Origin of the sequence: Nonomuraea sp. NPDC049141, assembly GCF_040648415.1 — a bacterium.
GTDB lineage: Bacteria > Actinomycetota > Actinomycetes > Streptosporangiales > Streptosporangiaceae > Nonomuraea.
Genome location: NZ_JBEZDR010000038.1, coordinates 37880 through 63500, shown reverse-complemented (window position 1 = coordinate 63500; position 25621 = coordinate 37880). Strand labels below are relative to the sequence as shown.

General features: G+C 68.4%; 20 protein-coding genes and 2 pseudogenes. 5 read left to right on the top strand and 17 right to left on the bottom strand.

Annotated features, from left to right (window positions below):
* Nucleotides 1-200 precede the first annotated feature (200 nt).
* Nucleotides 201-644, top strand: coding sequence for a hypothetical protein (locus AB0B91_RS60815; RefSeq protein WP_358341708.1), 444 nt, complete (start codon nt 201-203; stop codon nt 642-644).
* A gap of 104 nt (nt 645-748) precedes the next feature.
* The gene (locus tag AB0B91_RS60810; RefSeq protein WP_358341705.1) at nt 749-1147 is read left to right on the top strand and encodes a hypothetical protein; all 399 of its coding nucleotides are present in this window, start codon (nt 749-751) and stop codon (nt 1145-1147) included.
* A gap of 2283 nt (nt 1148-3430) precedes the next feature.
* Here the strand turns inward: AB0B91_RS60810 and AB0B91_RS60805 are convergent.
* The 5 genes from AB0B91_RS60805 to AB0B91_RS60785 all read right to left on the bottom strand — a co-directional run bounded on the left by AB0B91_RS60805 (nt 3431) and on the right by AB0B91_RS60785 (nt 10421).
* A complete protein-coding gene (locus tag AB0B91_RS60805; protein ID WP_358341703.1) occupies nt 3431-3805 on the bottom strand; it encodes a calmodulin in 375 nt (124 codons plus the stop codon).
* Nucleotides 3806-3866: 61 nt separating this feature from the next.
* Nucleotides 3867-5579, bottom strand: coding sequence for an allophanate hydrolase (locus tag AB0B91_RS60800; protein WP_358341701.1), 1713 nt, complete (start codon nt 5577-5579; stop codon nt 3867-3869).
* Nucleotides 5576-9034, bottom strand: a complete 3459-nt coding sequence (locus AB0B91_RS60795; protein WP_358341715.1) for a 5-oxoprolinase/urea amidolyase family protein — start codon at nt 9032-9034, stop codon at nt 5576-5578. Before AB0B91_RS60795 ends, AB0B91_RS60800 begins: the two co-directional genes overlap by 4 nt.
* 2 nt (nt 9035-9036) lie before the next feature.
* Entirely contained in the window at nt 9037-9627 is a 591-nt protein-coding gene (locus tag AB0B91_RS60790) for an urea amidolyase associated protein UAAP2 (RefSeq protein ID WP_358038926.1), read from the bottom strand.
* Nucleotides 9627-10421, bottom strand: coding sequence for an urea amidolyase associated protein UAAP1 (locus AB0B91_RS60785; RefSeq protein ID WP_358341699.1), 795 nt, complete (start codon nt 10419-10421; stop codon nt 9627-9629). Before AB0B91_RS60785 ends, AB0B91_RS60790 begins: the two co-directional genes overlap by 1 nt.
* Before the next feature lie 122 nt (nt 10422-10543).
* Here AB0B91_RS60785 and AB0B91_RS60780 point away from each other — a divergent pair, with 122 nt between their 5' ends.
* On the top strand, nt 10544-11203 hold the full coding sequence (locus AB0B91_RS60780) for a helix-turn-helix domain-containing protein (protein ID WP_358038932.1): 660 nt from the start codon (nt 10544-10546) through the stop codon (nt 11201-11203).
* Here the strand turns inward: AB0B91_RS60780 and AB0B91_RS60775 are convergent.
* From AB0B91_RS60775 to AB0B91_RS60765, 3 genes are all read right to left on the bottom strand, one after another.
* On the bottom strand, nt 11126-12670 hold the full coding sequence (locus tag AB0B91_RS60775) for an amino acid permease (RefSeq protein WP_358341696.1): 1545 nt from the start codon (nt 12668-12670) through the stop codon (nt 11126-11128). The genes AB0B91_RS60780 and AB0B91_RS60775 overlap by 78 nt on opposite strands.
* A 387-nt stretch (nt 12671-13057) precedes the next feature.
* Nucleotides 13058-14164, bottom strand: coding sequence for a M24 family metallopeptidase (locus AB0B91_RS60770; RefSeq protein WP_358341693.1), 1107 nt, complete (start codon nt 14162-14164; stop codon nt 13058-13060).
* Nucleotides 14164-15267 (bottom strand): aminotransferase class V-fold PLP-dependent enzyme, encoded by a 1104-nt coding sequence (locus AB0B91_RS60765; protein ID WP_358341690.1) that lies wholly within the window; start codon nt 15265-15267, stop codon nt 14164-14166. Before AB0B91_RS60765 ends, AB0B91_RS60770 begins: the two co-directional genes overlap by 1 nt.
* A 251-nt stretch (nt 15268-15518) precedes the next feature.
* On the opposite strand from AB0B91_RS60765, the gene AB0B91_RS60760 reads away from it, so the two are divergent.
* The gene (locus tag AB0B91_RS60760; protein ID WP_358341687.1) at nt 15519-16340 is read left to right on the top strand and encodes an IclR family transcriptional regulator C-terminal domain-containing protein; all 822 of its coding nucleotides are present in this window, start codon (nt 15519-15521) and stop codon (nt 16338-16340) included.
* A 1-nt stretch (nt 16341) separates the two neighbouring features.
* On the opposite strand, the gene AB0B91_RS60755 is transcribed toward AB0B91_RS60760, so the two are convergent.
* The 7 genes from AB0B91_RS60755 to AB0B91_RS60725 form a co-directional block, all read right to left on the bottom strand.
* The gene (locus AB0B91_RS60755) at nt 16342-17112 is read right to left on the bottom strand and encodes an SDR family NAD(P)-dependent oxidoreductase (protein ID WP_358341684.1); all 771 of its coding nucleotides are present in this window, start codon (nt 17110-17112) and stop codon (nt 16342-16344) included.
* Nucleotides 17112-18095, bottom strand: a complete 984-nt coding sequence (locus AB0B91_RS60750) for a transketolase C-terminal domain-containing protein (protein ID WP_358341681.1) — start codon at nt 18093-18095, stop codon at nt 17112-17114. The genes AB0B91_RS60755 and AB0B91_RS60750 overlap by 1 nt, the downstream gene beginning before the upstream one ends.
* On the bottom strand, nt 18088-19005 hold the full coding sequence (locus tag AB0B91_RS60745) for a thiamine pyrophosphate-dependent dehydrogenase E1 component subunit alpha (protein WP_358341712.1): 918 nt from the start codon (nt 19003-19005) through the stop codon (nt 18088-18090). Before AB0B91_RS60745 ends, AB0B91_RS60750 begins: the two co-directional genes overlap by 8 nt.
* Nucleotides 19006-19153: 148 nt before the next feature.
* Complete coding sequence (locus AB0B91_RS60740; protein ID WP_358341678.1) at nt 19154-20212, bottom strand: ABC transporter ATP-binding protein; 1059 nt, start codon at nt 20210-20212, stop codon at nt 19154-19156.
* An 86-nt stretch (nt 20213-20298) separates the two neighbouring features.
* Nucleotides 20299-21069 carry an ABC transporter permease gene (locus AB0B91_RS60735; RefSeq protein WP_358341676.1) on the bottom strand — a complete coding sequence of 257 codons (771 nt, stop codon included), beginning with the start codon at nt 21067-21069 and terminating at the stop codon, nt 20299-20301.
* 17 nt (nt 21070-21086) lie between these two features.
* Nucleotides 21087-21974, bottom strand: a complete 888-nt coding sequence (locus tag AB0B91_RS60730; protein ID WP_358341673.1) for an ABC transporter permease — start codon at nt 21972-21974, stop codon at nt 21087-21089.
* A gap of 119 nt (nt 21975-22093) precedes the next feature.
* Complete coding sequence (locus tag AB0B91_RS60725; RefSeq protein WP_358341670.1) at nt 22094-23134, bottom strand: ABC transporter substrate-binding protein; 1041 nt, start codon at nt 23132-23134, stop codon at nt 22094-22096.
* A 372-nt stretch (nt 23135-23506) separates the two neighbouring features.
* Between AB0B91_RS60725 and AB0B91_RS60720 the strand changes: the two are divergent.
* Nucleotides 23507-23983, top strand: a pseudogene (locus AB0B91_RS60720) (DUF4158 domain-containing protein); the annotation flags it as partial.
* 609 nt (nt 23984-24592) lie between these two features.
* Here AB0B91_RS60720 and AB0B91_RS60715 read toward each other — a convergent pair.
* Both AB0B91_RS60715 and AB0B91_RS60710 read right to left on the bottom strand, forming a co-directional pair.
* Nucleotides 24593-24994: pseudogene (locus tag AB0B91_RS60715) on the bottom strand (aminotransferase class V-fold PLP-dependent enzyme); the annotation flags it as partial.
* A gap of 70 nt (nt 24995-25064) precedes the next feature.
* Complete coding sequence (locus AB0B91_RS60710) at nt 25065-25475, bottom strand: RidA family protein (protein WP_358341667.1); 411 nt, start codon at nt 25473-25475, stop codon at nt 25065-25067.
* Nucleotides 25476-25621 lie beyond the last annotated feature (146 nt).

Sequence of the window (25621 nt, the reverse complement as noted above, 5' to 3'; positions counted from 1 at the left end):
GATGATGGCACGCGAACGCGGCCCCTGTTCTTGATCGACTGGCGTAGACAACCAACGATCATCAGGGGCCGCGTTCGTCATGTACACCCCTGGGGCCGCCCTCAACGATCCGGCCTGGTCGAGCCCGCGTAGGTCCTACCAGCCGAGAACGCTTCGGCCCTGATCGCAGGCTGTGTCGACGCTTTGGCCGAAAGGCCGTCATGACCGCCTTTCACGACGCGGACTACATCTTCTCCAGTTGGACAAGGGAGGGACGCCATCAAGAGCGCTTCGGCAAGCGCATGGCCACTCTGGCAGGTCAGGACTGGAAGCTGACAACGAACCAACACGGCCCGGCGCAGGCAGCGGGACGTTACCCCGAGGTCGTTGCCCTCACCCGTCTCCTTGTCATGCCTGTCTGGCGAGCCCTCGCCCTGTCACGGAGGCCAGGCATGATCTTCAGCGTCGAGCCGGCCCTCCTCGCGGAGATCCGGCGAACGGTCGCCCGCGACTATGCCAGGCCAGGCCAGAATTGGAGCGCTTTTCGAAGCGACGCGCTTTATCTATGGATTGAGAACGAGCGCAAGAATGCCGCGATGATCCTTCGCCAGGCTAAGACCGCGACGAAGAAGGACGCATGGTTCCCTGGCCTCGCAATTTCGTGATCACTAGCAACACACCTTCGAGTGCACGGCCACGGGTGGCTGCAGCCCGGCTGGTCCGTTTACGATCATCGAACCATTGTTCACGACGATCAGCCGGAGGCCACATGACAGTCAGCGGTTCACGTTCGAAAGCCTTGGCGTTCGTCGGCGTCCTCACAGCCGCGGTCGTCGTGATAGTAGCAATCGTGGCCTTCCGCGGCACCGACGACCAGCGATTTATCCGCTCGGCGGCAGAGATGGAGGCGTTCGCCCGCACAATGAGGGACGGCGACCGACTCGGCCCCCGCACCGTCGGCGGGATGGACTTTGAGGAGGTCCGCCGCGAGCACGGCGTCGTCGTCTTCCAACAAGGCGAGGCGTTGGCCAGCCCCTACGGCTACGCCTGGAGTCCGCAGGGCGATCCAGCCCCAATCCTCGAGGACATGGAGTGGTCGGAAGACCACATCGATCACTATTTCGAGCACCTGGAGGGCGCCTTCTACTCCTGGCAGGGAAGGCGCTGACACGCAGCCGGACCCCAGGGCGAGGGACCAGACGCAGTGCCTGCAACAGCCGCGTTGAGCACCGCAGCTTTCCATGATCACGCGCCAGGTGATCTGAGATATTCGACCTGACACGCCATGATCCTGAGACGGCCATCACCCTGAATGTCTCAGTCGACTTGGCGTCCACCAGGTCACGCCTTCTCCCGCACGCCAACTCAATTGAGAAGGGACATTATGCCACGACGTGTCAGTTGAGACTCGTCATCTAGTTGTCCTGCGGGTTCGTCATCACCTGTCACCGGTTTGGTCGCTTCTTGTCACGCGGGCACGGCCACTCGTGTACATGATTGCCCCAGTTTTTGAACTTTTGACCAAGTTCTCATGGGGGTGCAAGGCATGCTGTCGCGATTTCCATTGGGGCGCCGAAACTAGCCAGGCAATTCGATTGTAGAGCGCCCTTCTTCTCTTTACGCCTTTGGTAAGTGAATGTGCAAGTACCCCGATCTATTGGTCCGTTCGGATGTTGAATTCTCGTGGCCGAATATCCGAGAATATTTCATCTTTATTGTCGCCGGAATCGAGGCAGGGCTCTGACCTGCGACGCAAAGGCTTGCCAGCGTGTTCAGTGGCAGGTGCAGGGCTTTCTTGATTTTTTGGCTCACGCATGTTTCCTGGAGCCGTAGATCACGGCGTACGCGCATTGCGCCCCGCGAGCGTGACAGATCACGACGATCCTGAGGACAGTTCGGTGACCAAGCGGTGCCCGACCTGCAGGTTCGTCATATAGTGTCCGCGCCCTTGATCCACACGCGGGGTGCCGATCTTCGCGCGCCCCACGCCTGGGATACACCTCAGGCAGCGGCGCACCAGCCCGGAATGGGGAGTGCGGCGCAGTTCGAAGGTTCCGCTCTCCCAGCACGACACCCACGGGACCGGATAGCCCCGCTCACGCGGCAAGGCGGCCACCGCCTCGGCCTACCTCTCGCCAGCAGCGGCAAGTGCGAGAACCAGATCCTGCCCACCGGCACACCGCAAGAAGCCCTCGACTGCGCGCCTGCGGCCTCTACCTCAGCGACTGACCCTCAAAGAACTTACGGGCAGGACCACTTAGCCATCGTGCAGGAGAACAGCCGAACTCCAGGGCCAGGGCGCTGGAGATGGGCAGGCCGCAGCGAATGCCGGTGAGTGTGGGGGTGATGAGCTGGGCCGGCGAATCTCTCGGCACCAAAAGTCGAAGGAGTAGCCGGTTCGCAGAGAGAACCTGATAGGGCCGACTGTGCAGCCGTCCTCGGCCATATTGTTTCTCACATCAATGCAGCCCTGCTTGTCCCAGCCGCACAGATAACTTCTCACAGTGGCGACCATGCTTGCCTTTTCTGTGGTCGCGACCTCCGCAGAGGCGACGACCGGGGATGCTGCCGCAGCAAGGGCGGCCCCAACACAAATCACGAGCGTGCCGACGAATCGCTTTGACGATTGCATCGATATTCCTCCGCATTGGCGAGACACCCTGACAGGGCGAAGTCTGCCATGCGCCGCTTTCGCTGGCCTGTCGTGACGATGTCGCGAGAATTCCGCCAATATCCGCGACATTTCAAATGCGTCGATCGGCCGCCGCGGACTCCCTCGTAGGGACCCAGTTCGCCTCGATGACTCACGAGGTGGTCGTCCCTCCTGATCGGTTTCGGCTGATGGAGATTTCCGCCTGATCGTCCCGTTCATCTCGGGCGGGTGGCACGGCGGCCTACCCGAGACGCTCGGGCGGACGGCGGTTCCACGGGCCGCGATGGGACCGGGTCACTCCTCTCTGGGATTGGCGGGAGGCGTCCGCGCTGGTCAGATGGGTGCAGGCAGAGCGCACAGGCGCTGCCGGCAAGTCAGGAACGCCCCTCTTCGCGGCCATGTGGCGCTGGCGGCGGGCACGCGGGGGTGTGCGGGCACGGGCTCACCAGCGGCGGCGAGGAGCCAGACGTCCAGGACGCCGACGAGCCCGCGGAGGCGGTCGGCGAAGCGTTACCAGGCGGTGGGCTGGCCGTGATAATTCATCGGTCGATCGACACGTGACCTTTTTACCATGCTCGTGATAAGCGACCGCGCGTGCTCCGTTTCCGCAGGTGAATGCGCCCCGCCCACCACGACGTGCCCGTCGTGGTGGGCGGGGCCGACTTCGATGACCCGAACAAGAAGCTCATCGGACTCTCCGACGACGACATCTGGCTCGATGGCTATGGACTGCTCGGTGGTCACCGGGTCCTGGCCGCGGCAGGCATCGGCCTGGTTGACGGGTGGTGGTGGGCGTGGTCAGGGTGCGGGCAGTTCTCGGACCAGCCGCGACGTCCACGGGCAGAACACGAGTCCGGGCAGGAACGCGCCGCCCGCCTCGTCCAGATGCTCTTCAACGTAGGGGAAGGTGGCGACGCATACTTCGATGGACACGTCGAAGAAGTCGACCGTGTCGGGGTTGTAGTGGTAACTCCAGCGGGGGTTGTACGGGGCGGGCCTCTTCAGGATTCTCCCGACGACGTGGGGGTGGTGACGGTCATCGCATTCACGATCCGACACCGAAGGCGCCCGTGCCGTCGTCTCCTCGTCGGCCGGCCGCCAGCGTTCCAGGGCACGGCGGTCGCTCAGCTCCACCACCGGCAGCCTGGCCCCGCCCTTCTTCCCGTACGCCATCCGCCAAGCGTGGCGGAATCAGCCGCGGGTCACCAACCGGGTTACGCCGACGTCGTACCGCTCACCTCGCTGCCAGGTAGGCTCGCCAGCCGCCGTGCGCCGTGATGTCGGTCGCACCGGCCAGGCCCTCCGGCGTGCACACGAAGCCGGTCACCGTGCTGCCGTCGGCCAGTTCGACCTGGCCGAGCGCGAGCGGCCGGGGAATCCCGGCGAGCAGGTCGCCCAGGCCGTCGGGTGGTAGTTCCCACACCTCGACCTCGATCGGCGCTCCGCCCTCGGCCGTACGGACGAGGCCCGGCTTGGGCGGGGTGGTCGGCAGGGCGTACAGGCGGTAGGCCGAGGCGGTGGTGGTGGTGACGACGAGGCTGGCGCCGCGTTCGGTCAGCTGGTGATTGAGCGGCTGGCCGCTGAGGTGAGCGCCCACGACGGCCAGGCGCAGCGGCAGGCTGAGCGTTTCGGCGACCGCCGCCAGGTGGTCGTCGGCGTGTGCACGGCCCAGCAGCATCACGCCGAACGGTCGCCCGCCGACCGTGCCGGCCGGTACGGCCAGGGCGGACATGCCGAACAGGTTGGTGGAGTTGGTGAAGCGGCCGAGTCGGGAGTTGGCGGCCAAAGGCTCGGCCGCCACCTCGGCGAGCGTCGGATGGCCGGGGGCCGTGGGCAGCAGGAGGGCGTCCGCTTCCCCGAGATTCGCCATGGCCTGGGCTCGCAGGCCCGCGAGGGTTTCCCGGTCGGCGAACAGGCGGTGCGCGGGGAGCGCGGCGGCGGACATGATGATCCCCGCGACGGTGGGGTCCAGGTCGGGACCGCCCTTGGCGACGAACTCGCCGACCGCGTGGTAGCGCTCGGCGACGAAGGCGCCCTGGTAGAGCAGGTCGGCGGCCCGCAGGAAGGGAGCGGGATCGATCGGGAGCAGTTCCACGTCGCGGAACGAGCGGGCGGCGCGCTCGAAGGCCGTCGCCCAGCCGGGGTCGAGCTCGCCGAGCGCGTCCACCGCCGGCACGGCCACCCGCCAGGGCCCCGGCCGTCTGGGCGGCCCGGCCACCTCACCGGCCGACCCCAAGACCGACCCCACGGCCGCCTCTCCAGCCGACCCCGTCGCCGGTCGGCCGGGCGACGCCGTCACCGGCGCGGCGGCCATGACGGCGAAGGCGCGGCGGGCCTCGGGCAGGGAGCGGGCGAAGACGGTGACGCAGTCGAGGCTTTCGCAGGCGGGCACGACGCCCTCGGTGGGGATGAGGCCGTAGGTCGGCTTCAGCCCCACGATCCCGTTGAAGGCCGCCGGGACCCGCCCGGACCCCGCGGTGTCGGTGCCGAGCGCGAAGTCCACGATCCCGAGCGCGACCGCGACCGCGCTCCCGGAGCTGGATCCGCCCGAGACATAGGAGGGGTCAAGGGCATTGCGGACCGCCCCATAAGGGCTGCGCGTCCCGACCAGCCCGGTGGCGAACTGGTCGAGGTTGGTCGTGCCGAGCAGTACCGAGCCCGCCGCGCGCAGCCGGGCCACCACCTCGGCGTCCCGCTCGGGCGGGTAGGCGTAGGAGGGACAGCCCGCCGTGGTGGGCAGGCCCGCGACGTCGATGTTGCCCTTGACCGCGAAGAGCGTCCCGGCCAGGGGCAGGGCAGGGTCGATCGCGGCGGCCTCCGCCTCGGTCTCCTCCTGCGGGCGCAGAGCGATCCATACCTCGGGCCGGTCCACCTCGGCGATGCGGGCATAGGCTCGCCGTACCCTGTCGACCGCGGCCGCCGCGCCGCATCCATCCTGCGTGGTCACGCCCGCTCTCCTCTCATCACGACCAGCGCGGTCCCGGCATCGACCTGGTCGCCGGGTTTGACCAGGACCCGCTCCACCACCCCGGTCACCGGGGCCACCACCACCGACTCCATCTTCATCGCCTCCAGCACGACCAGCTTGTCTCCCGCCTCGACCCGTTCGCCGGCCGTGACGGCCACCTGCCAGACACCGGCCGCGAACTCGGCCACCACCCCGCCCGCGAGAACCTCCGCCGAGGCGGGTGGCGCGTCGGCGGGCTCGGAGTCCCGGGCGAACTCGCCGGCGGCCTCCCAGGCGGCCCGCTCGGTGGCGAAGGCCGCGGCCTGCTGTTCCCGGAAGGCGGCGATGGACGGCGAGTGGGCGTCCAGGAAGTGGCGATAGTCGGCCAGCGAGAACGAGCCGTCCTCGATCTTCAGCTCCAGCCGCCCGGCCGCCATGTCCGCCCGCAGGTCGAGCAGTTCCTGCGCGCCGACCGGGTACCAGCGGATGCGGTCGAAGAAGCGCAGCAGCCAGGGCGTGCCCTGCCCGTAGGTCGACCAGACCTGGACCGTGCGGCCGACGAACTGGTACCCGCCGGGCCCCTCCATGCCGTAGACGCACAGGTAGGCGCCGCCGATGCCGACGGAGTTCTCCGCGGTCCAGGTCCTGGCCGGGTTGTACTTGGTGGTGACCAGCCGGTGCCGAGGGTCGAGCGGGGTGGCCACCGGCGCGCCCAAGTAGACGTCGCCGAGTCCGAGCACGAGGTATTCGGCGTCGAAGACGGTGTCGTAGACGTCCTGCACACTGTCGAGCCCGTTGATCCGGCGGATGAACTCGATGTTCCACGGGCACCAGGGAGCGTCGTCCCGTACACCCGCCATGTAGCGTTCGATCGCCTCGCGTGTCGCCGGGTCGTCCCACGACAGCGGCAGGTGCACCGTACGCGAGGGGACCACCATCTCGTCGACGGGTGGCAGCCCGGCTTCGAGCTCCATCAGTACGTCCAGCAGCCGCTCCTGCGCCAGTACGGTCGGATCGAGGTGGACCTGGAGCGAGCGGATGCCGGGGGTGATGTCCACGATGCCGGTCAGCCGGGTCGCCGCCACCGCCTCGGCGAGGGCGTGCACCCGCATGCGCAGGGCCAGGTCGAGCTCCATGGGGCCGAACTCGACGAGGAGGTTGTCGTCGCCGCTCCGCCGGTAGGTGACGTCACCCCGGCGGGCCAGCACTCCTCCGTCACCGGGCCGGCCGACCGTTGAGGGCAGGCGGACGAAGCGCAGCGTGTCACCCGGCCGCAGCTGGCCGAGTTTCCATCGCTCGCCCGTCACGACGGTGGCGGGGCAGACGAAGCCGCCCAGCGAGGGCCCGTCGGGTCCGAGGATGACCGGCATGTCGCCGGTGAAGTCGATCGCCCCGACGGAGTAGGGGGTGTCGTGGATGTTCGACGGGTGCAGTCCCGCCTCGCCGCCGTCGGGCCGGGCCCAGCGCGGTTTGGGGCCGATGAGCCGGACGCCGGTACGTGCCGAGTTGTGGTGCACCTTCCATGTGGTGGCGTAGAGGTCGGCGATGTCGTCGTCGGTGAAGAACTCGGGCGCGGCGTGCGGCCCCTCCACGACGCCGATCTCCCAGGTGCCCGGCTGCCAGGCTCCGGTGGTTCCGGTGAGCCCCCGGCGGACCGTACCGCCGCGCAGCACGTCGCCCGCGCGCAGTGCCCGCCCGCCGTGACCGCCGAAGTTGCCGAGCGTGAAGGTGGCGGCGCTGCCCAGGTAGGCGGGCACGTCCAGGCCTCCGGCGACCAGCAGGTAGGTGCGCATGCCGGTCGGCGGGGCGCCGATGTCGAGCGTGGCGCCCGCCGCGACGGTCACCGTCTCCCACATCGGGATGGGCGTGCCGTCGAGGGTGACGGGAGCGGGCGCGCCGGTCACGCAGAGCGTGGTGGCGTGGGTGAAGCGCAGCGCCGAACCCTGCAGAGTGCACTCCAGCCCCGGTGCGCCCGGCTCGTTGCCGAGCGCCTGGTTGCCCAGGCGGAAGGAGCGGTCGTCCATCGGGCCCGACGGCGGCACGCCCACCTGCCAGTAGCCGGTGCGGCCCGGCCAGTCCTGGACCGTGGTCAGCACGCCGGGCCGGATGACCTCGATGCGCCGCGAGTCGTCGCCGATCCCGGCGAGGGTGGCGGTGTGGTGCGTGGCCGCCAGTACGGCGGGGTCCTCGACGACCGCCCGCAGCAGGGCGAGGTTGGTCTCGACGCCGTCGATCCGGGTGCCCGCGAGGGCCGTGCCCAGCCTGGCCAGCGCCGTCTCGCGGTCGGGCCCGTACGCGATCACCTTGGCCAGCATGGGGTCGTAGGAGGTGGTGACCACGGTCCCGGTCTCGATCCAGGTGTCCACGCGGACGTCGGCGGGGAAGTCCACCCGGGTGAGCAGCCCGGCGCTCGGCCGGTGGTCCTTGCTCGGATTCTCCGCGTAGACGCGCGCCTCGACCGCGTGGCCGCGCGGCCGCGGCACTCCCGCCTCCAGCGGCGAGCCGTCCCCCTGCGCCAGCCGCAGCATCCATTCGACCAGGTCGACGCCGTAGCGTGCCTCGGTCACCGGGTGCTCGACCTGCAGGCGGGTGTTGACCTCCAGGAAGTACGGCAGGCGCCGCACGGGGTCGTAGATGAACTCGACCGTCCCGGCCGATCGGTAGCCGATGGACTCGCACAGTCGAACCGCGCTGTCGGCCAGCAGGTCGCGTACCGAGTCGGGCAGGCCGGGGGCGGGCGCCTCCTCCAGCACCTTCTGGTTGCGGCGCTGCAGCGAGCAGTCCCGGTCGCCGAGGGCCACGACGCGCCCCCGGCCGTCGCCGAACACCTGCACCTCGACATGGCGGGCACCTTCGACGAGCCGCTCAAGGAACACTCCGGCGGTGGCGAAGTTGGCCGCGGCCACGTGCTGCACGCTCTCCCACGCCTCGGCCAGCTCGGCCGCGTCGCGGCAGGCCCGCATCCCGATCCCGCCGCCGCCTCCGGTGGCTTTGAGCATCACCGGGTAGCCGATCCGCTCGGCGGCGCTGCGCGCGTCCGCCAGGTCGGCGAGGAGTTCGGTGCCGGGCAGCAGCGGGACGCCCGCCGCGTGGGCCGCGGCGCGGGCGGTGTGCTTGGCGCCGAACAGCTCCAGCTGCTCCGGGGTGGGGCCGACGAACGCCATGCCGGCCGCCTCGACCCGGCGCGCGAAGGCGGCGTCCTCCGACAGGAAGCCGTAGCCGGGGTGGAGCCCGTCGGCGCCGGAGGCGATCGCGGCCTCCAGCACCCGGTCGGCGTCGAGGTAGCTGTCCTTGGCTGGCGCGGGGCCGAGCCGTACGGCATGGTCGGCCAGCCGGACGTGCGCGGCGCCGCGGTCGGGGTCGGAGTAGACCGCGACGGTCCGCAGGCCCATCCGGCGGGCGGTGCGGATGATCCTGACGGCGATCTCGCCCCGGTTGGAGACCAGAAGGGTCATGCTCACTGGATCGTGATCCTCACCGGGGTCGGGTCGAAGCCGTTGCACGGGTTGTTGACCTGCGGGCAGTTGGAGATGAGCACCAGGACGTCGGTCTCGGCGCGCAGCGTCACCCGCAGGCCGGGGGCGGAGATGCCGTCCACGATGCCGAGGACGCCGTCGGCCTCCACCGGGACGTTCATGAACCAGTTGATGTTGCTGACCAGGTCGCGTTTGCCCAGGCCGTGCCGCAGGCCCTCGGCCAGGAAGTTCTCCACACAGGCGTGCTGGGACCAGGTGTGCTGGCCGTAGCGCAGGGTGTTGGACTCCTTGGAGCAGGCGCCGCCGAGCGTGTCGTGCCGGCCGCAGGTGTCCTCGACGACGGTCAGCAACGGTGTGTGCTCGTTGGACAGCAGCACGGTGCCGGTGGTCAGGAAGACGCCGCCCTGGGCGTGGACGGTGTCCTGGGCGCTGTAGCGCACGGCGGTGTCGTGGGCGTCGTAGATCAGGCAGTCGACGGCCTGGTTGCCGCCGAGGTCGGTGATGGTCAGGTGCCGGCCGGCCCGGACCACCGAGGACCAGGGAGCCCGGGCGGGAACGGTCACGTCGGTCATCACATGCCCCTGGCGGTGAGGTGGTCGGCGGTGTTCTCGAAAGCGCGGCGGCCTTCAGGAGTGGCTGCCCAGAGCGGGTCACCGGGCGCGGTCGGCCTGCCGGGCGAAGCGGCGACCTCCAGCGGGCCACAGTGGTAGCCGGGACGAGGGTCGATCGGGTGGGCGGCGTTGGCGATGAGGACGGTTACCGGCATCTCCAGGCGGAGCGTGATGCTCGCGCCGGGGCCCGCCGAGCCGGTGAACTCCAGGCGTCCCGACTCGGGATCGACGCGGACGCCCTGGAAGAAGGAGATGGAGGGCGGCAGGTCGCGCGGGCTCAGTCCGTGCTTGGCCGCGGCCAGCGTGAACAGCTCCCGCCCGGCGGGCGAGCTGCTCTGCGGGGCGCCGTCGCCGTAGCGTTCGGTGTTGCGACGCAGCGTGGAGACGCCGCACAGGGTGTCGGCGGGCGCGGTCGACTCCAGCACCGAGGCCAGCACCCGGCCCTGGTCGGACAGCAGCAGGTGCCCCGCGCCGGGGTAGGCGTTCCACAGGACCTTGATGGTGTCGGCGATGTTGAGCCGTTCCCAGGGCCGGTCGGTCACGTAGAGCAGCAGGTGGGCGCATGCGTCGCCGGTCGCGTCGGTCAGCGTCAGCTCCGTGCCACGGGCCAGAGCGCGGTGCGTGTAGTTGCCGCCCGCGACCGTCTCCGACCAGGTCAGGCCTGCTGGGGCCGGTACGCGTGGCATGGCCGGGACCACCGTGCCCTCCTGGGCACGGGCGTGCTCACGCGCGCCGTACGTGGTGGCTGTCGCCATCGGGCTCCTCCTTTATTTTCTGTCGCTTGACAGAAATTAAGATCGTGACGTTTCGCCCGCGAATCGCGGCTGTTTCATTTCTGTGAAACGGAGGGGTCCGCGGCCTGTGGAAGGATCGGTACGTGACCAGACGAGGGGTAGGACGTCCACGGGCCGTCGCGCGGCCCGAGACCGGCCTGTCCTCGCGCGAGGAGCTCCTGGCGGCGGCGGCGGAGCTGTTCACGTCCAACGGCTACAGCGCCACCACCACCCGGGAGGTGGCCGAGCGCGCCGGGGTCCGGCAGGCGACTCTCTACCACTACTTCAAGGGCAAGGAAGAGCTGCTCGCCGAGTTGCTGGAGAGCACGGTGCGGCCGTCGCTGGAGGCCGCGCGCCTGCTTGCCGCCTCCGACGCGCCCGCGGGGGCGCGGCTGTGGGCGCTGGCGCACCGCGACGCGGCGCTGCTCTGCTCCGGCGAGCACAATCTGGGCGCCCTCTACCTGCTGCCCGAAGCCGACCGGTTCCTCGACTTCCAGGAGTTGCGGACCGCGCTCAAGCAGGCCTACGCCGGACTGCTCGCACCGATCACCGCCGAGCTGCCGCAGAACGAGCGTGACATGCGCGCGGACCTGGTCTACTCCGTGGTGGAGAGCGTCATCCTGATCCGCAGGAACGCCTCCGCCCTCGCGGTCGAGGCGATGGCGGAGGCGGTGGCCGACGCCGCGTTACGTGTTGGCGGCGTCGGTGAGGGCGACCTCGCCCACCTGCGGGAGCTGGGCCGCGCGCTGCTTGGCGGTGGCTGAGCGCCGATACAGCAGGCCCGCCCCTACCGCCACGACCAGGAACAGCGTCGTGAACCACTGGAAATACCACTCACCGCTGGCAGGGGCATACACCTCGGCCCGCGGCCAGGCCAGGTTGACCGCCATGCCGACGCCGTAGACCACGGCCAGCACGTTGACCGGCAGGCCCCAGCGGCCCAGGGAGAACAGCGGCTTGCCGTTCTCGTCCACCCCCTCCGGGGCGCCGCCCCGCCACAACCCGCGCAGCCGCTGCCACAGCAGTGGCCCGGTCACCATCGCGTAGGCGATGTACAGGGCCACGATGCAGGTGGTGCCGATCGCGACGAAGGCGTCGGGCGAGACGAAGTTGATCGCCGTGACGAGGGCCGCCAGGACGCCGGTGACCAGGGCGGGGCCGGTCGGCATGCCGCTGCGGGGCGAGACCCGCCCCAGCCGCGCGGCGAAGGGCACCACGCCGTCGCGGGCCATAGAGAAGAGCATGCGGGTCGCGGAGGTCTGGATCGCCAGCGTCGCCACGCAGATCGCCACGACGACGTCGGCCAGCAGCAGTTTGCCCACGCCGTCGCCGAGGGTGCTGGTCAGCACGTAGGACAGGCCCTCGGTGGCCAGGTGGCCGTCGGTGAGGCTCGGCGCGGCCAGCAGCGCGGCGAAGACGATCAGGCAGGCGAGCAGCCCGGCCGCGCCGAGCGCGGTGATGATCGTGCGCGGCGCGACGGTGGACGCCTTGCGGGTCTCCTCGCTCAGCTCGCCCGCGCTGTCGAAGCCGATGAACACATAGGACGCGGCGAAGGCGGCCACCAGCAGCGCGGCGAAGGCGCCGCCGGGCAGGCCCGTCTCGAAGGTGATGGTGGGCGAGCGGTCGGCGTGGGTGAGCAGCAGGACGACGATGAGGACGGCGCCGATGATCTCGGCGGTGACCCCGACGACGTTGACCCGGGCCATGATCTTGTTGTCGAGCAGGTTGACCGCGGTGGTGACGGCGAGCAGGAGCAGGCCGAACAGCGCGGCGTTGGCCGCGCCGTCCGCCGACACCGGCGAGGGGTCGGTGCCGATCAGCTGGAAGCCCGGCCAGATGGCCGGGAGCACGACCTGCAGGGCCAGCGCCGCGGCGGCGATCACCACGACCTGGCCGAGCACCATGATCCAGCCGGCGAACCAGCCGAACGTGGGACTACCCATGCGGCTGGACCACTGGTAGATGGCCCCCGAGATCGGGTAGCGCGCGGCCAGTTCCGCGAAGCAGAGCGCGACCATGAGCTGGCCGGCCAGCACCAGCGGCCAGGTCCAGAAGAACGCCGGGCCGCCGAAGGAGAAGCCGAGGCCGAAGAACTGGAAGACCGTGGTGAGGACCGAGATGAAGGAGAAACCGGCCGCGAACGAGGCGTAGCGGCCCATGCTGCGGTGCAGTTCCTGCCGGTAGCCGAACTTTTCGAGGACGCTCTCGTCGGCGGAAGGTGAAGACGCCATGGGCACTCCCGAGGGGGCAATTTCTGTCGATTGACAGATAATTAGTCTCGGTCTGTTGCCTCCACATGTCCCTGCAGTTCCCCAGCGGTAACGCTGCGCTCACATCAGCAGGTGCGCGGCTGGTCAGCGGCGCGTGTCGCACGCGGGGTCAAGCTTTGTAGGCGCTCGTCAGGCGTGACCGCGACGCCTCGAGGAGTCCCCGTAGCAAACGGCGAAAATCCAACGTATCGAGGCCTGACCTGGGGGTTCTCGCGTTCCACGGTTCTTGTTGATCATCTCCGCTACGGTTCGCCACGAACTGGATGATCTGTGACTCGTGGAGTGGCTGATTTGACAACATGATTACCTCATCTGATACGTACGGTACTTGCGCTCAGGGGTAACGCTTCATGTCCAGACCGCGTCCGGACAGAGTTCGCGTGCTCCGTCCTCGGTGATGAAGACGGGGCCGCCGATCATCGCGGTCTCCCCGCCAGGACGACGCACTGCTACGTGGACGGCGACGACGGCACCTGCGGTGACGGTCCGACCTGTGCCGTGGAGCAGGCGTGGGTGCTCGGGGGTGTCGCAGCCCAGGCCGTGGCCGAAGTCGTACTCCTTGAAGGCGAGTAGCGCATGTTCGGCCAACATGGTGTCGCCGGCCGTGACGACCGCGTCCACGGTGTTGCCGGGGCGCAGCGCGTCGATCAGCGCCGTCCGTGCCGCCCGGCACGCGGCGATTGCCCGGTGATCCACAGGGCGTGACGGGATCGGGGGAAGGGTGGTGTTGACGTGCATGAACGCGCCCGCGGCGTACAGGCTGACCTCCAGGCCGACTGGCTGGCCTGGAGCGACCACGGCGCCGGTCGCCTCGGTGATCACCGCGCCGTCTCCGATGCCGACCAGGCACAGGCAGCGCAGCGCCCCTGCGGCGCGCGCCGCTGCCTCGACCCGTGCGGCGATCTCGTAGTCACTCATGCCGGGAACCGCCACGTCTCCCGCGGCGCGTAGCGCCAGGTCGCCGATGTGTGCGGCGTGTGTGAGGAGCTGTCGTTCGGGGTCGGTCTTGTGCTGGCGTGCTTCTGCGGCCCACGCGACCAGATCGACAGGGTCGATGTTCCGGCTCCTCAGCCCCTCTAGCAGGGCGGGGGTTCTCTCGTCGATGACGAGGTCGCCGGCCAGGAGGCCGATCCTTTCGACGTCGGCCGGGATCAGGTCGAGCGGTGAGGACATGGGGACCGTGTGCAGCCCGCTGTGTTGGGCGCGCTCCACCTCGAAGGGGAATTCCACGCCCAGCACGGGCTCACCTGTGGTGGGCATCCACAGTGCCGCGCTGTTGGAGATGAATCCTGGCGCGTATCCGGTCAGCCACGTGACGGCCGACCGTCGGCGGGAGTACACCAGGGCTCCGCGCAAGCCCAGTCGGGCGAGGTGGTCGCGCAGGTGGGCGCGCCGGGTGGCGGCCGCCATGGCGATGATGTCCTTGAGGGATTCGGTGGGAGCAGGGAACCTCATCACAGCGTGGATTCACCTCGCAGGGCGCTCGCGGCCCTCTCGACATCGGAGTTGTTGTTGAAGTAATGGAAGCCGACTCGGAGTCGGTCGCCGAGCAAAGTCGCCCGTACACCGTCTCGTGCCAGTTGGGCGCTGACCGCGGCTGGATCGGTCACGCGCACCACGGCGATGTGGCTCTGGCCGCTGCCGACGGCGGCGCCGGCGTCGATCGCGCGGGCGCGAAAGTCGGCGGCGAGCTGTACACAGTGCCGTTCGACCTGCTCGGCGTCGAGGTCGAGCAGGAGGTCGAGCGCGGGCAGGGCGCCGATCCAGGACAGCCAGGCCGGCGAGGTGTCACAGCGGGCGGCGCCGCGGGCGGGGACGAACGGTCCGCCGAAGTATCGATGCGGCGGGTCGGTCGACTTCCAGCTCGGCAGCAGGGGGATGAGTTCCTCGGTCAGCTCCGGCGTGGTCGCCAGCCAGGCGGTGCCGCGGGGGCACAGCATCCATTTGTAGCCGTGCACTGCGAGGTAGTCGGGGCCTACCTTGCCCATGTCGAGGCGGAGGGCACCAAGTGACTGGGTCGCATCGACGAACAGACGGGCACCCACATCGTTCGTGGCCTGGCGCAGCGCCATGAGGTCGGCTCGGTGGCCGTCGACCGACAGCACATCGCTGATGGCGAGCAGGACGGTGCGCGTGTCGAGAGCGGCCACGATGTCCTCGGTGCGGGTGCGGCCATCCCGGGCCGGTATCAGGACTATCTCGTGGCCGGTCCGCTCCAGTTGCTGCCAGGGAAACAGGTTGCTGCGGAACTCTTGGGCGGGCACGATGATCCGGCCGGGCGGCAGTGACTTGGCGACGGTCGCGGCTGCTTCGGCGACTGAGCCCATGAGGGCGATCTGCTCCTCGGCGATGCCCAGCAGCCGGGCGATGGAACCCTTGCTCGCGGCGGGTGCGCGGTCCCACTCCGCCCAGTCGAACTCCCCGTACAGCCACGCGTCCATGGCGGACTGCAGCGCTCGCACGACACCGAGCGCTGCCGGCGGGCTGGCTGGTGTGTCCAGCCAGACGTGGCGCTGCAACGCGGGAAAGTGTGCGCGAAACTGCTCCGAGCTGAGCATGTGATCCTTTCTGTCCGGATGATGGCTGCGACACCTGTTCGGTGCTTCGCAGCATGACCCTTTCGTGGGCACCAGCCCCAGTTGGCGGCGAGTCTTTTCGCTATAGTCGAAAAATCGAATCGACAGTCCTAAGGTGTGCCTGGCCTGCGGCTTAGCGTGTGACCATAGGGGCCGACCATGGTGGCGGCCTTTCGCGAAGAGGGCACCCGCCGGTGCCCCTTCTATGGGCCAGCCTTCTCTGGGAGCGCATCATGACCGACCCAGTCGTATCGAGTACGGCCACCGAGGACGACGAGGATGGCGTCCTGCAGACCTTGGTACGTGGGCTCGATGTGTTGTATGCCGTCGCGGACATGGGCGGCGGGGCCACGGCCAAGAGCCTCAGCCGGCACCTCGACCTCAGTCTGGGCCGCTGCTACCACATCTTGAGGACGCTTAAGACGGCGGGTTACATCGTGCGGCTGCCTGGTGGAAGAGTTGACATCGGCGCGCAGGGCGCCTCGCTGGGACGGCAGTTGCGTGCGCGGTTCGAGCCGCTGCCCGAGCTGTTCGCGGTCCTGTCCCGGCTGCACAGCCGGACGCGGGAAACCTCCTATGTCAGTGGGTGGCACCATGGCGTCATCACGCTCTTGCAGTTCATCGCCGGCGAGCAGGCGCTCAGTGTGCGCGGGCTCGACGTGGGCTACACCGGCAACATGCACGCTCGGGCCTCCTGCAAAGCGGTGCTCGCCCATCTGCCGCATGAGCAGATCGACATCATGTTCCGCGGGGTCGACCTCCGACGGCTGACCGCCCACACCCACTGCGACGCCGACAGCTTGACGGTGGAGCTGGGCAATGTCCGCAGACAGGGCTACGCCCTCGACTTGGAGGAGTTCAGCGACGGCATCTGCTGCGCGTCGGCCGCTTACTTCGATCATGACGGCGCTCCCGCCGGCTCGTACACGGTCTCGGTGCCCGTGACGAGGTTCAGGACCTCTCAGCGTGAGCTGGTCGCTGCGGTGCAGGAGGCCGCCGCGATCGCGACGAACCTCCTGCGCACTCATCGCCTCACGGTGCCGTGCCGGGACTGACTCAATCACCGGTTGTGCCGGACGGCTTCGGCTGGAGGAAACCGGCGCTCTCCCCGCCGTCTACCGGGATCGCCACGCCGTTCACGTAACTCGCCTCGTCGCCGAGCAGCCAGGCGATCACGTTGGCGACCTCTTCGGGCCGGCCGAGCCGGGCTGCGGGGATCTGCGCTGTCACGGCTGCGCGCAAGCCGTCGTCGGCCTGCACTCTCGCCATCATCCTCGTGGCGATCTGCCCCGGGCAGACGGCGTTGAAGCGGATGACGTGGCCGAGTTCCAGGGCGAGCGACCTGGTCAGAGCGATGATCGCGGCCTTGGTGGCGCTGTAGACGGACAGATCCTCCGCGCCGACGAGGCCGGCCACGGAGGCCACGCTCACCACAGCACCGTGTCCGGCGCTCAGCCCCTCCAAACAGGCCTGGGTGAAGGAGAAGACGCTGCGGAGATTGACATCGTGGAGTCGCTGCCACGTCGCCTTGTCGCAGTCGGCGAAGCGGACGCGGGCGGTCTGACCCGCGTTGTTCACCAGAGCATGGAGCCGCCCCTGGCCGATCTCCAGGGCTCTGTCGACGACCCGCTGGACATCCGTGGGCGAGCGCACGTCGCAGGGCACGAACTCGGCGCCCGGCACTTTCGCGGTCACCTGGGGCCCGGCATCGGCATCAACGTCGGCCACGACGACGCGGAAGCCGTCGCCGGAGAGCCGTTGTGCGCAGGCCAGACCGATGCCGTTGGCGCCGCCGGTGACGACGGCCACCCGTGCACGGCCGTCCATCAGTCGTTCCCGGGCTTCAACAGCGACAACAGCCGGCCGGCCACCAGGTCAGAGCCGGGGATCGCGGCCCTCTGCAGCCCCGGCGCGGCGGGGATCCGCAGGTCATCGGTCGCGACACGCAGCGGCGGCGCCGACAGCGGGACGCCACGCTCGACGACGCGGGCGACGATCTCCGCGCCGAACCCGCCGGTGAGATTCGCCTCGTGGATCACGGCCAGCCGGCCGGTACGGGAGACGCTCTCCGTGACGGTGTCGGTGTCGAAGGGATTGAGCCAGCGGGCGTCGATCACCTCGATGTCGATGCCGTCGCCCTCCAGGGCATGGGCGGCCTCCAGAACGGTGTGCAGCATAGGCCCCCAGGTCACCACGGAGATGTCGGAGCCCGGCCGGACGATGCGCGCGCCGCCGATCGGCGACCGGGGTGCGTCGAGGTCCACCGTGTCCTTCAGCGAGTGATAGAGCGCCCGGCTCTCGATGACGACGACGGGATCGTCGCACTCGATCGCGGCCAGCAGCAGGTCGTGGGCGTCCTGCGGGGTGGCGGGCAGGCATACCCGCAGGCCCGGGATGTGCGCGAACAACGCCTCCACGCACTGGGAGTGCTGGGCGCAGGAGCCGGGGGTCGCGCCTTGTTGGGTGCGGATGGTCATCGGCGCCTTCAGGCGGCCGCGGGAAACGTACCGGACATTGGCCGCCTGGTTGATCAACTGGTCGAACGCGACGAAGGCGAAGTCCGCCCACATGATCTCGACGATGGGACGCAGCCCCATCATGGCGGCGCCCACGGCTCCGCCAAGGATGGCGGACTCGGAAATCGGTGTGTCGAAAACCCGGTCGCCGAACTCCCGGCGCAGGCGACGGGTCACTCCGTGAACGCCTCCCGGCAGGGCGACGTCCTCGCCGAACAGCAGGGTCTTGGGGTCTTCGGCCAGAGCGCGACGCAGCGCGGCGTTGATGGCCTGGGCATAGGTGATCTCACCCATAGAGGTGCTCCTTCACAGCAGTGGGGTCGGCCGGCGGCGCCGCCAGGGCCGCGGTCGCGGCCGCGGCGACTTCGGCGCGGACTCGGGTCTCGATTCCGGCGAGTTCGTGTTCAGAGACGCCGTCGGCGCGCAGGGTCGCGGACAGGACGATGATCGGCTCCTTGGCCCGGGCTTGCTCCACCTCATCGTGTGGCCGGTACACCTGCGCGTCTCCGATGTAGTGGCCGACCAGGCGCTGAGTGAGAGCCTCGATGAGTACCGGCCCTTGGCCGGCCCTGCAGGTGGCGACCGCCTCGGAGATGGTCTCTCGGACGGCGTTGACGTCGTTTCCGTCGATTCGCGATGCCCGCATGCCGTACGCGGCGGCCCGCGAGACGAGGTCGTCGCGGCGCACCATCGCGGCGATCGGCGTGAGCTCGGAATAGCGGTTGTTCTCGACCAGGAAGACGACGGGCAGGTCGAAGGCGCTGGCCATGTTCATGGCCTCGTGAACCGCGCCCTGGTTCATCGCTCCATCACCGAACACGGTGAGTGCGACGCGTCCGGAGTCGTCGTATCTGGCAGCCAGCGCGGCGCCCATCGCGATGGGGGCTCCAGCTCCCACGATCGAGTTCTCGCCGTAGAACCCGTGATCCGGATCCGACAGGTACGCTGAGCCGGCCCGGCCGCCGTTGGTGCCGGTCTCGCAGCCCAGGAGTTCGGCGAACAGCGCTACCGGATCGGTACCGCAGGCCAGCGCCCAGCCGTGGCCGCGGTAGGTGGCGAACACGGCGTCGCGGGTCAGGTCGAGCGCCGCACAGGCGCCGACCGGTATGGCTTCCTGGCCGATGCACAGATGGACGGAACCGACGATCTTCTCCTCGATCCGCATCCGGGTGACTTCTTCTTCGAAGCATCGGATCCGCCACATGTTCGTCAGATCGGCTAGTGCTGCTTCGGTAGGGAGAGAGGACAAGTCGTCCACCTTTCATGGGTTGGTCCTACAGTGCGGTCGCAGCCACACCAGGCCGCCGAAACGGGATGCCGTGTGGCGATGCCTAGGAGCGAGCCGTCGTCGCTCATGACGTGGACTCGACGAGCGCATCGCCAGGCAGGCCGGCCACCGGCACGCTCTGCGCGGGTACGATCACCCCGTCGCCGACTCTCCAGCACAGCGTCACCCGGTCACCAGGCATGGCGGAGGACTCCGCTCCGGCTGGTTCGCGCGCGCTTCCCGTCGTACCGGCGTCGGTCCGGAATGCCACTTTGCGATACGAACCCTGGTAAACGATGTGGGTGACGGTGGCGGTCATCGCGTTGACGTCGTGCTCGACGGCGACGTCCCCGACTGTCAGACGGATCCGTTCGGGGCGCACCACGACGACGCCGGCCGTGCCTACGAGCCCCGCGCTGCCGTCATCCGTCAGCACCTCGAATCCTTCACCGACGAGGGACACGCGTCCGCGCCGTTCGGTGATCATCCCGTGGAACACGTTGGACTCTCCCAGGAACTCCGCGGCGAACAGAGAAGCAGGGTGCGCGTACAGTTCCTGCGCAGTGCCGACCTGCTCGATCCGGCCGCCCTCGAAGACCGCGATGCGGTCGGACAGGGCAAGCGCCTCCTCCTGGTCATGGGTGACGAAAACGAAAGTGATCCCCAGCTCGCGGTGCATACGGGCGATCTCGCCCTGGAGTTGCTCCCGCAGCTTCTTGTCCAGCGCGCCAAGCGGCTCATCCATGAGCAGCACGTGGGGTTCGAAGACGACGGCGCGGGCCAGGGCCACCCGCTGTGCCTGGCCACCCGAGATCTGACCGGGCAACCGGTCGCGCAGGTGTGCCAAACCGACAAGATCGAGCACGTCGTCCACGCGCCGCTGGATATCGTGCTTGCGCATCTTGCGCTGTTGGAGGGGGAAAGCGACGTTCTGTGCGATCGTCATGTGCGGGAACAGCGCATAGTGCTGAAAGACCATGCCGAGGCCGCGCTTGTACGGCGGCAGAGACGCCACGCTCACGCCGTCGATGAGGATGTCCCCGGCGGTGAGCTGTTCGAACCCGGCGATCATGTTGAGCGTGGTCGACTTGCCCGAACCACTGGGGCCAAGCAGCGTGATGAACTCGCCGGCGGCGATCTCCAAGCAGACATCGTTCACTACTGGTGGCTGGTGCTCCGTATACCGTTTGGTAACGCTGGAGAGCCGAATAGCGGCCCCTCGCATGTCGGTCATTGGGGAGCCCTCCGTTTCAGGAAGTCAGGAAGGAGGATGAGCGCGGTGGTAACGACGAGGATCACCGTCGATCCCGCGGCGATGGTGGGGTCGACGTCAGAGGTAACGCTGGTGAACATCTGCACTGGCAGCGTGCGCAGGTGCGGGGACTGCAGGTACAGCGAGATGACCGCTTCGTCGAAGGAGGTGACGAACGCGAATACCGCTCCGGACATCACGCCCGGCGCGATCAACGGCAACGTGACGAGCCGGAAGGTGGCCAGCGGCGAAGCTCCAAGGCTCGCCGCCGCACGCTCCAGCCGAGGATCGAGGGTACGCAGACCAGCGCTCACGGTGATCACGACGAACGGCAGGGCCAGCACGACATGGGCGAGTACGAGGCCTTCCACCGTGCCCACGAGGCCCCATCGAAGGAACGCCGTATAGATCGCCAGAGCGACGATGACGTTCGGCACGATCATGGGCGCCAGAAGGAACCCCTGAAGGACGGCTACTCCACGACGGCGGCTTCGCGTGATCGCGAATGACGCCAGTGTTCCGATGATCGTTGCCATCAGCGTGACCATGACGGCGACTCTCAGCGAGGCCAGCAGTGGTTCCCTCCACGCCGGGTCGGTGAAGAACCGCTCGTAGTAGTGCAGCGACCAGCCGCGCGGCGGAAACTCGAAACTGTCCTTGTCGGTGAAGCTCAGAGGCACCACGACGAGGACCGGCGCGATGAGGAACGATCCGACCAGGACGCTGAACAGCCGCAGCGCCGGATTCACGTGCCGATTGACGCCCATCAACGCTCCCCCCTCGTCGACATGCCGAGGGCGGCACTCGGTGAGAGGAAGCGCGAGACCAGGGCCAACAGCAGGAGCGTGAGCAGGAACAGCACCGTGGCGAGGGCTCCGCCCGCGCCGAAGTCCAGCAGTTGGGTGATCCGCACCGTCATCAACTGGGAGACCATCGACTCGCTTGGCGAGCCGAGCATCGCCGGCGTGACGTAGAAGCCCAGCGCGAGGATGTACACCATCATCGCGCCCGCCACGACCCCCGGCATGGAAAGCGGCAGGTAAACGCGGCGGAATGCGGTAAGCGGCCGCGCGCCCAAGCCGATAGCCGCGTCGAGGAGGCGTCGATCGATGGTTCGCAGCGTGCCGTACAAGGGCAGGGTCATGAAGGGCAGCAGCACTTGCGTCATCCCGATCGTCACGCCGGCCTCTGTCCCGGCGAGTTCCAGCGGCCCGAGCCCGACCATCGCAAGCAGGTCGTTGATGGGTCCGTTGTCCTGAAGCAGGACGATCCAGGCGAACGTCCGTGCCATGAGACTCGTCCAGAACGGCAGCAGCACCAGGGCGACCATCACCGAACGGGCACGTCGACCGACCAATGTCATGAGGTAGGCGTACGGATATGCCAACAGCAGCGTGACCAGCGTGACGATGGTGGCCATGCGCAGGGTCCGCAGCAAGACCAGCAGGCTGACCCCGTCGGTGAGCAGCCGATGATAGTTCTCGAGCCCGAGAGACGGATCAGCGAAGCTCAGCCAAATGAGGGCCGCCACCGGATAGGCGAAGACAGTGGCAAGAAGACAAACCGCGGGCACGACGAGAAGAACGCCGTACCAGGGCCTGGCGCTCAGCCACAGCAGACGGCGTACAGGCCGTTCAGGTGCTGAAGCGGACATGATGGGAGTGGACGAAATGGGCATGACGCCCCTACCTCCGAAACGTGACTTCTTCGCGTTTTGGCTTCACAGGCACCGCCGGGTCCGACCTCCTGAGCGGGGCGGACCCGACGGGCGACTCAGCGGGAGATCCAGGCCGTCCACTTCTGCGTGGCGGTGTCCAGGTTCTGCGCCCACCACGACATGTCCCGCAGGAAACCGGTTCCCTTGTCCTGACCGAGTGGCAGGTATTGCCGTGTCACCTCGTCCGACGGCAGCTTCGCGTCGGGGTGAATCGGCGCGTAGGCGATGTGCTCGGTCAGCGTGGCCTGAGCCGCGGGAGTGATCGCGTGCGCGATGAACTTCATCGCCTCGGCCTTGTGCGCCGTTCCCTTCGGCACCACGAGCACGTCCCAGTAGAACATCGGCTGGTTCCACACCGGCGCGATCTTCGCGCCGTTGTGCGCAGCCTGGCTCGCTCTGCCCGGCCATGCGAGCACCATGTCGACCTGCGCGGTCTCCATCGCCTGCTGTTGCTCCGCACCGGTGGTGAAGAACTTCAGATCGTTTCTGATGGTGTCGAGCTTGCGGAGGGCCCGCGTGTAGTCGATCGGATAGAGCTTGTCCGTCGGCACGCCGTCGGCGACGAGCGCGATCTCCAGACCGCCCTCCTTGGCGTCGTTCATCATCCCGCGCTTACCGGGAAACTTCTTGGTATCGAAGAAGTCTCGCCAGGACGCGGGTGGGTTCTGGCCGAACTTCTCGGTGTTGTAGACCAAAAGAAAGGCCGACTTCATGTCGGGGATCCCGCAGTCCGACACAAGCTTCTTGTCGATCCTCGAGACGTCGACGACGGTCAGGTCGATCTTCTCGACGTACCGCCCGCAGTTGGCGATCGCGTAGAACGGATCGGCCTCGGCCACGTCCCAGGTGACGCGGCCGCTGTCGACCATGGCCTTGAGCTTGGCGTAGGTCACCGGCTGATCCTCGACGACCTTGATGCCGGAGGACGCGGCGAACGGCTTGACGAACGCCTCCCGCTGGGCGGCCTGATACGCGCCGCCGGTCCCGACGAAGACAACCGATCGGTCGGTGGCCGCCGGGCCGGTTCCGCCGCCGCACCCGGCGAGCAGCACGACGGCCGCCAAGAACGCAGTGGCGCGTGGAATGATTTTGATCATGACTGTACTCCGTCGGTGCATGTGCATGGGAGGCGGCCGGTCCGCCTAAACCTGCCGTTTCATATGAACAGGCAGGCTGACGAGGTGAACATCAGATGGATTCACCGTGGATCCGGCGGACTCTTTTCACCAGAAAGTGTCAGCCGAATTTCGACTATCTCAAAATGAATCATCTATCCCACCATCGCCCCGGCTCCGCGATCTTGCCTCGCACGGCCGCCTTCAGCTTTCAGCCCGCCCACATCGACGGTAGGAGGCAGACCAAGTACGGGAGAAAGGGACAGTGGGCTGCTGAACTGCTCGTCGGGGGGGTGTTCCGTCGCTACGGTTTCGGCGTCTGGACGCCGGGATCGAGGCGAGGGACGGCCTTGGATGACGTGGATCGAGCGGACCGCCTATCCGCAGTTCAAGCGGCTGACGTCGGCGCGGGTGCTGCATGTGTTCTTCACGCCGTCGCCGGAAGAGGTGGATTGGGCTGAAAAACGGACCGGCAGCCCGGAGTCGTGTTTCGCGCTGGTGCTGGCGTTGAAGTGCTTCCAGAAGATGGCGCGGTTTCCGTCCCCGGACGAGATTCCCGAGGTGGTGATCGACCACGTTCGGCGCTGCCTGGACCTGCCCGAGGACGTCGGGCCGGACCATGGCTCCTCCGGCAGCGCGAAGGTGCATCGCAAGCTGGTGCGCCAGCGTCAAGGCGTGAAGTACGACGCGGGCCGGGCCCGGGCGATCGCCGCGGTGGCGATCCGGAAGGCGGCCCAGGCCAAGAACAACCCGGCGGACCTGATCAACGTGGCGATCGAGGAGTTGCTCCGGCTCCGGCTGGAACTGCTTGGGTACACGACGCTGGAGAACCTGGCCACCAGCATCCGCGCCGAGGCGAACGCGACGATCTTCGCCACGATCCTGCGGCGGATGGGCGAGGCCGGCCGGGCCCGGATGGAAGGTCTGCTCGTCGTCGGGCCGGACGGCAAATCGACGTTCAACCGGCTCAAGAAGCCCGCCCAGCGGGCCACCTGGTCGCGATTCCGTGACCAGATGAGATGGCTGGACCAGGTGGACGCGCTCGGCTACACCGACGCGTGGCTGGACGGCATCGCACCGCCGAAGATCGCCGACTTCGCTGGGGAGGCCGACGCCCAGAACACCGACTACTTGTCGCGCTACGAGGCGGTCAAGCAGGTGGCGTTGCTGGCGTGCCTGACGCACACCGCCCGGATGCGGGCGCGCGACGACCTGGCCGAGATGCTGTGCAAGCGGATGGCCTCCCACGTCAAACGGGCGCAGCGCAGCGCAGGCGCCGAGCCAGGAGAACCAGGCGGGGGACGTGTTGCACCGGCCGGCGTCGTCGGCCAGCCGCATGGGGCCGCCGAAGTAGCCGTGCGGCGGGCTGGTGGACTTCCAGCTCGGCGCGAGCGGCATCAGGTCGCCGAGCCGGTCCGGCCTGGTGACGAGCCAGGCCGCGCCACGCGGGCACAGCATCCACTTGTAGCCGTGCACGGCCAGGTAATCGGGACGCACGATCGCCGGGTCGAAGCGCAGCGCGCCCAGCGACTGCGTCAGGTTGACGAACAGTCGCGCGCCCACCCGATCGGTCGCCTCCCGCAGGCTGGCCAGGTCGAGCCGCTGCCCTTCCCTGCTGGTCACCTCGCTGACGGCGAGGAGCACGGTGCCGTGGTCCAGCGCGGCGATCAGGTCCTCCACCCGGGTCGCGCCGTCGCGGGCCGGGACGGCAACCACGTCGTGCTGTGCCAGCCACGGGAACAGGTTGCTGCGGAACTCCTCGGCCGCCACTACGACTCGGCCGCGCGGCAGGGATCCGGCGACCGTGGCGGCGGCCTCGGCGAGTGAGCCGAGCGTCGAGATCGTGGCGGGGTCGGCCCCGACCAGCGGGGCGAACAGGGTGCGGGGAAGAGTCCGCGGAAGTCCTCCGGGCTCATCGACGCGGCAGGGCGGCCACGCCCTCGATCTCGACGGTCAGCTCCGGGGCGGCCAGGGCCGTGACCACGGCGAGCGAATGGGCGGGCCAGTCGCCGTCGGGGTACCACTTCGCGAACGTCTCCGCCCGCGCCGCGCGGCAGCCTTCGACGTGTTCGGCGCCCGCGACCAGGGTGAACAGCTTCACCACATGGTGTGGCCCCGCGCCGAGCGAGTCGAGCAGCCGCTCGATGTTGGCGAAGATCTGCCGCGTCTGCGTCTCGGCGTCCGGGCCCGCGAGCGTGCCGTCCGGCAGCGCGCCCACCTGGCCGGAGATCATCACCAGCTCGTGGCCGGCCGGTACGGAGGCGAGGTGGCTGTACTGGCCGATCGGAGGGGCCAGCGTGTCGGGGTTCCAGCGGCGGATCATCGGTGAGCTCCTCCTCGGAGACCGGGTTTGAGACATGAGCACGCTAGGCAAGTGTGACCTGCCATTTCACGTGTCCGCATACTGAATTTCAGATAGTCGAAAAACGGTTTCATTCTGATGCGGTGCAGCGAGGCGACAGCGCACAG

What these genes read in the sequence shown, in the direction of transcription:
- AB0B91_RS60815 (WP_358341708.1), top strand. Translation starts at nt 201, where the DNA reads ATGACCGCCTTTCACGACGCGGACTACATCTTCTCCAGTTGGACAAGG.
- AB0B91_RS60810 (WP_358341705.1), top strand. Translation starts at nt 749, where the DNA reads ATGACAGTCAGCGGTTCACGTTCGAAAGCCTTGGCGTTCGTCGGCGTC.
- AB0B91_RS60805 (WP_358341703.1), bottom strand. Translation starts at nt 3,805, where the DNA reads ATGGCGTACGGGAAGAAGGGCGGGGCCAGGCTGCCGGTGGTGGAGCTG.
- AB0B91_RS60795 (WP_358341715.1), bottom strand. Translation starts at nt 9,034, where the DNA reads ATGACCCTTCTGGTCTCCAACCGGGGCGAGATCGCCGTCAGGATCATC.
- AB0B91_RS60790 (WP_358038926.1), bottom strand. Translation starts at nt 9,627, where the DNA reads ATGACCGACGTGACCGTTCCCGCCCGGGCTCCCTGGTCCTCGGTGGTC.
- AB0B91_RS60785 (WP_358341699.1), bottom strand. Translation starts at nt 10,421, where the DNA reads ATGGCGACAGCCACCACGTACGGCGCGCGTGAGCACGCCCGTGCCCAG.
- AB0B91_RS60775 (WP_358341696.1), bottom strand. Translation starts at nt 12,670, where the DNA reads ATGGCGTCTTCACCTTCCGCCGACGAGAGCGTCCTCGAAAAGTTCGGC.
- AB0B91_RS60770 (WP_358341693.1), bottom strand. Translation starts at nt 14,164, where the DNA reads ATGAGGTTCCCTGCTCCCACCGAATCCCTCAAGGACATCATCGCCATG.
- AB0B91_RS60765 (WP_358341690.1), bottom strand. Translation starts at nt 15,267, where the DNA reads ATGCTCAGCTCGGAGCAGTTTCGCGCACACTTTCCCGCGTTGCAGCGC.
- AB0B91_RS60760 (WP_358341687.1), top strand. Translation starts at nt 15,519, where the DNA reads ATGACCGACCCAGTCGTATCGAGTACGGCCACCGAGGACGACGAGGAT.
- AB0B91_RS60755 (WP_358341684.1), bottom strand. Translation starts at nt 17,112, where the DNA reads ATGGACGGCCGTGCACGGGTGGCCGTCGTCACCGGCGGCGCCAACGGC.
- AB0B91_RS60750 (WP_358341681.1), bottom strand. Translation starts at nt 18,095, where the DNA reads ATGGGTGAGATCACCTATGCCCAGGCCATCAACGCCGCGCTGCGTCGC.
- AB0B91_RS60745 (WP_358341712.1), bottom strand. Translation starts at nt 19,005, where the DNA reads ATGTGGCGGATCCGATGCTTCGAAGAAGAAGTCACCCGGATGCGGATC.
- AB0B91_RS60730 (WP_358341673.1), bottom strand. Translation starts at nt 21,974, where the DNA reads ATGTCCGCTTCAGCACCTGAACGGCCTGTACGCCGTCTGCTGTGGCTG.
- AB0B91_RS60725 (WP_358341670.1), bottom strand. Translation starts at nt 23,134, where the DNA reads ATGATCAAAATCATTCCACGCGCCACTGCGTTCTTGGCGGCCGTCGTG.
- AB0B91_RS60710 (WP_358341667.1), bottom strand. Translation starts at nt 25,475, where the DNA reads ATGATCCGCCGCTGGAACCCCGACACGCTGGCCCCTCCGATCGGCCAG.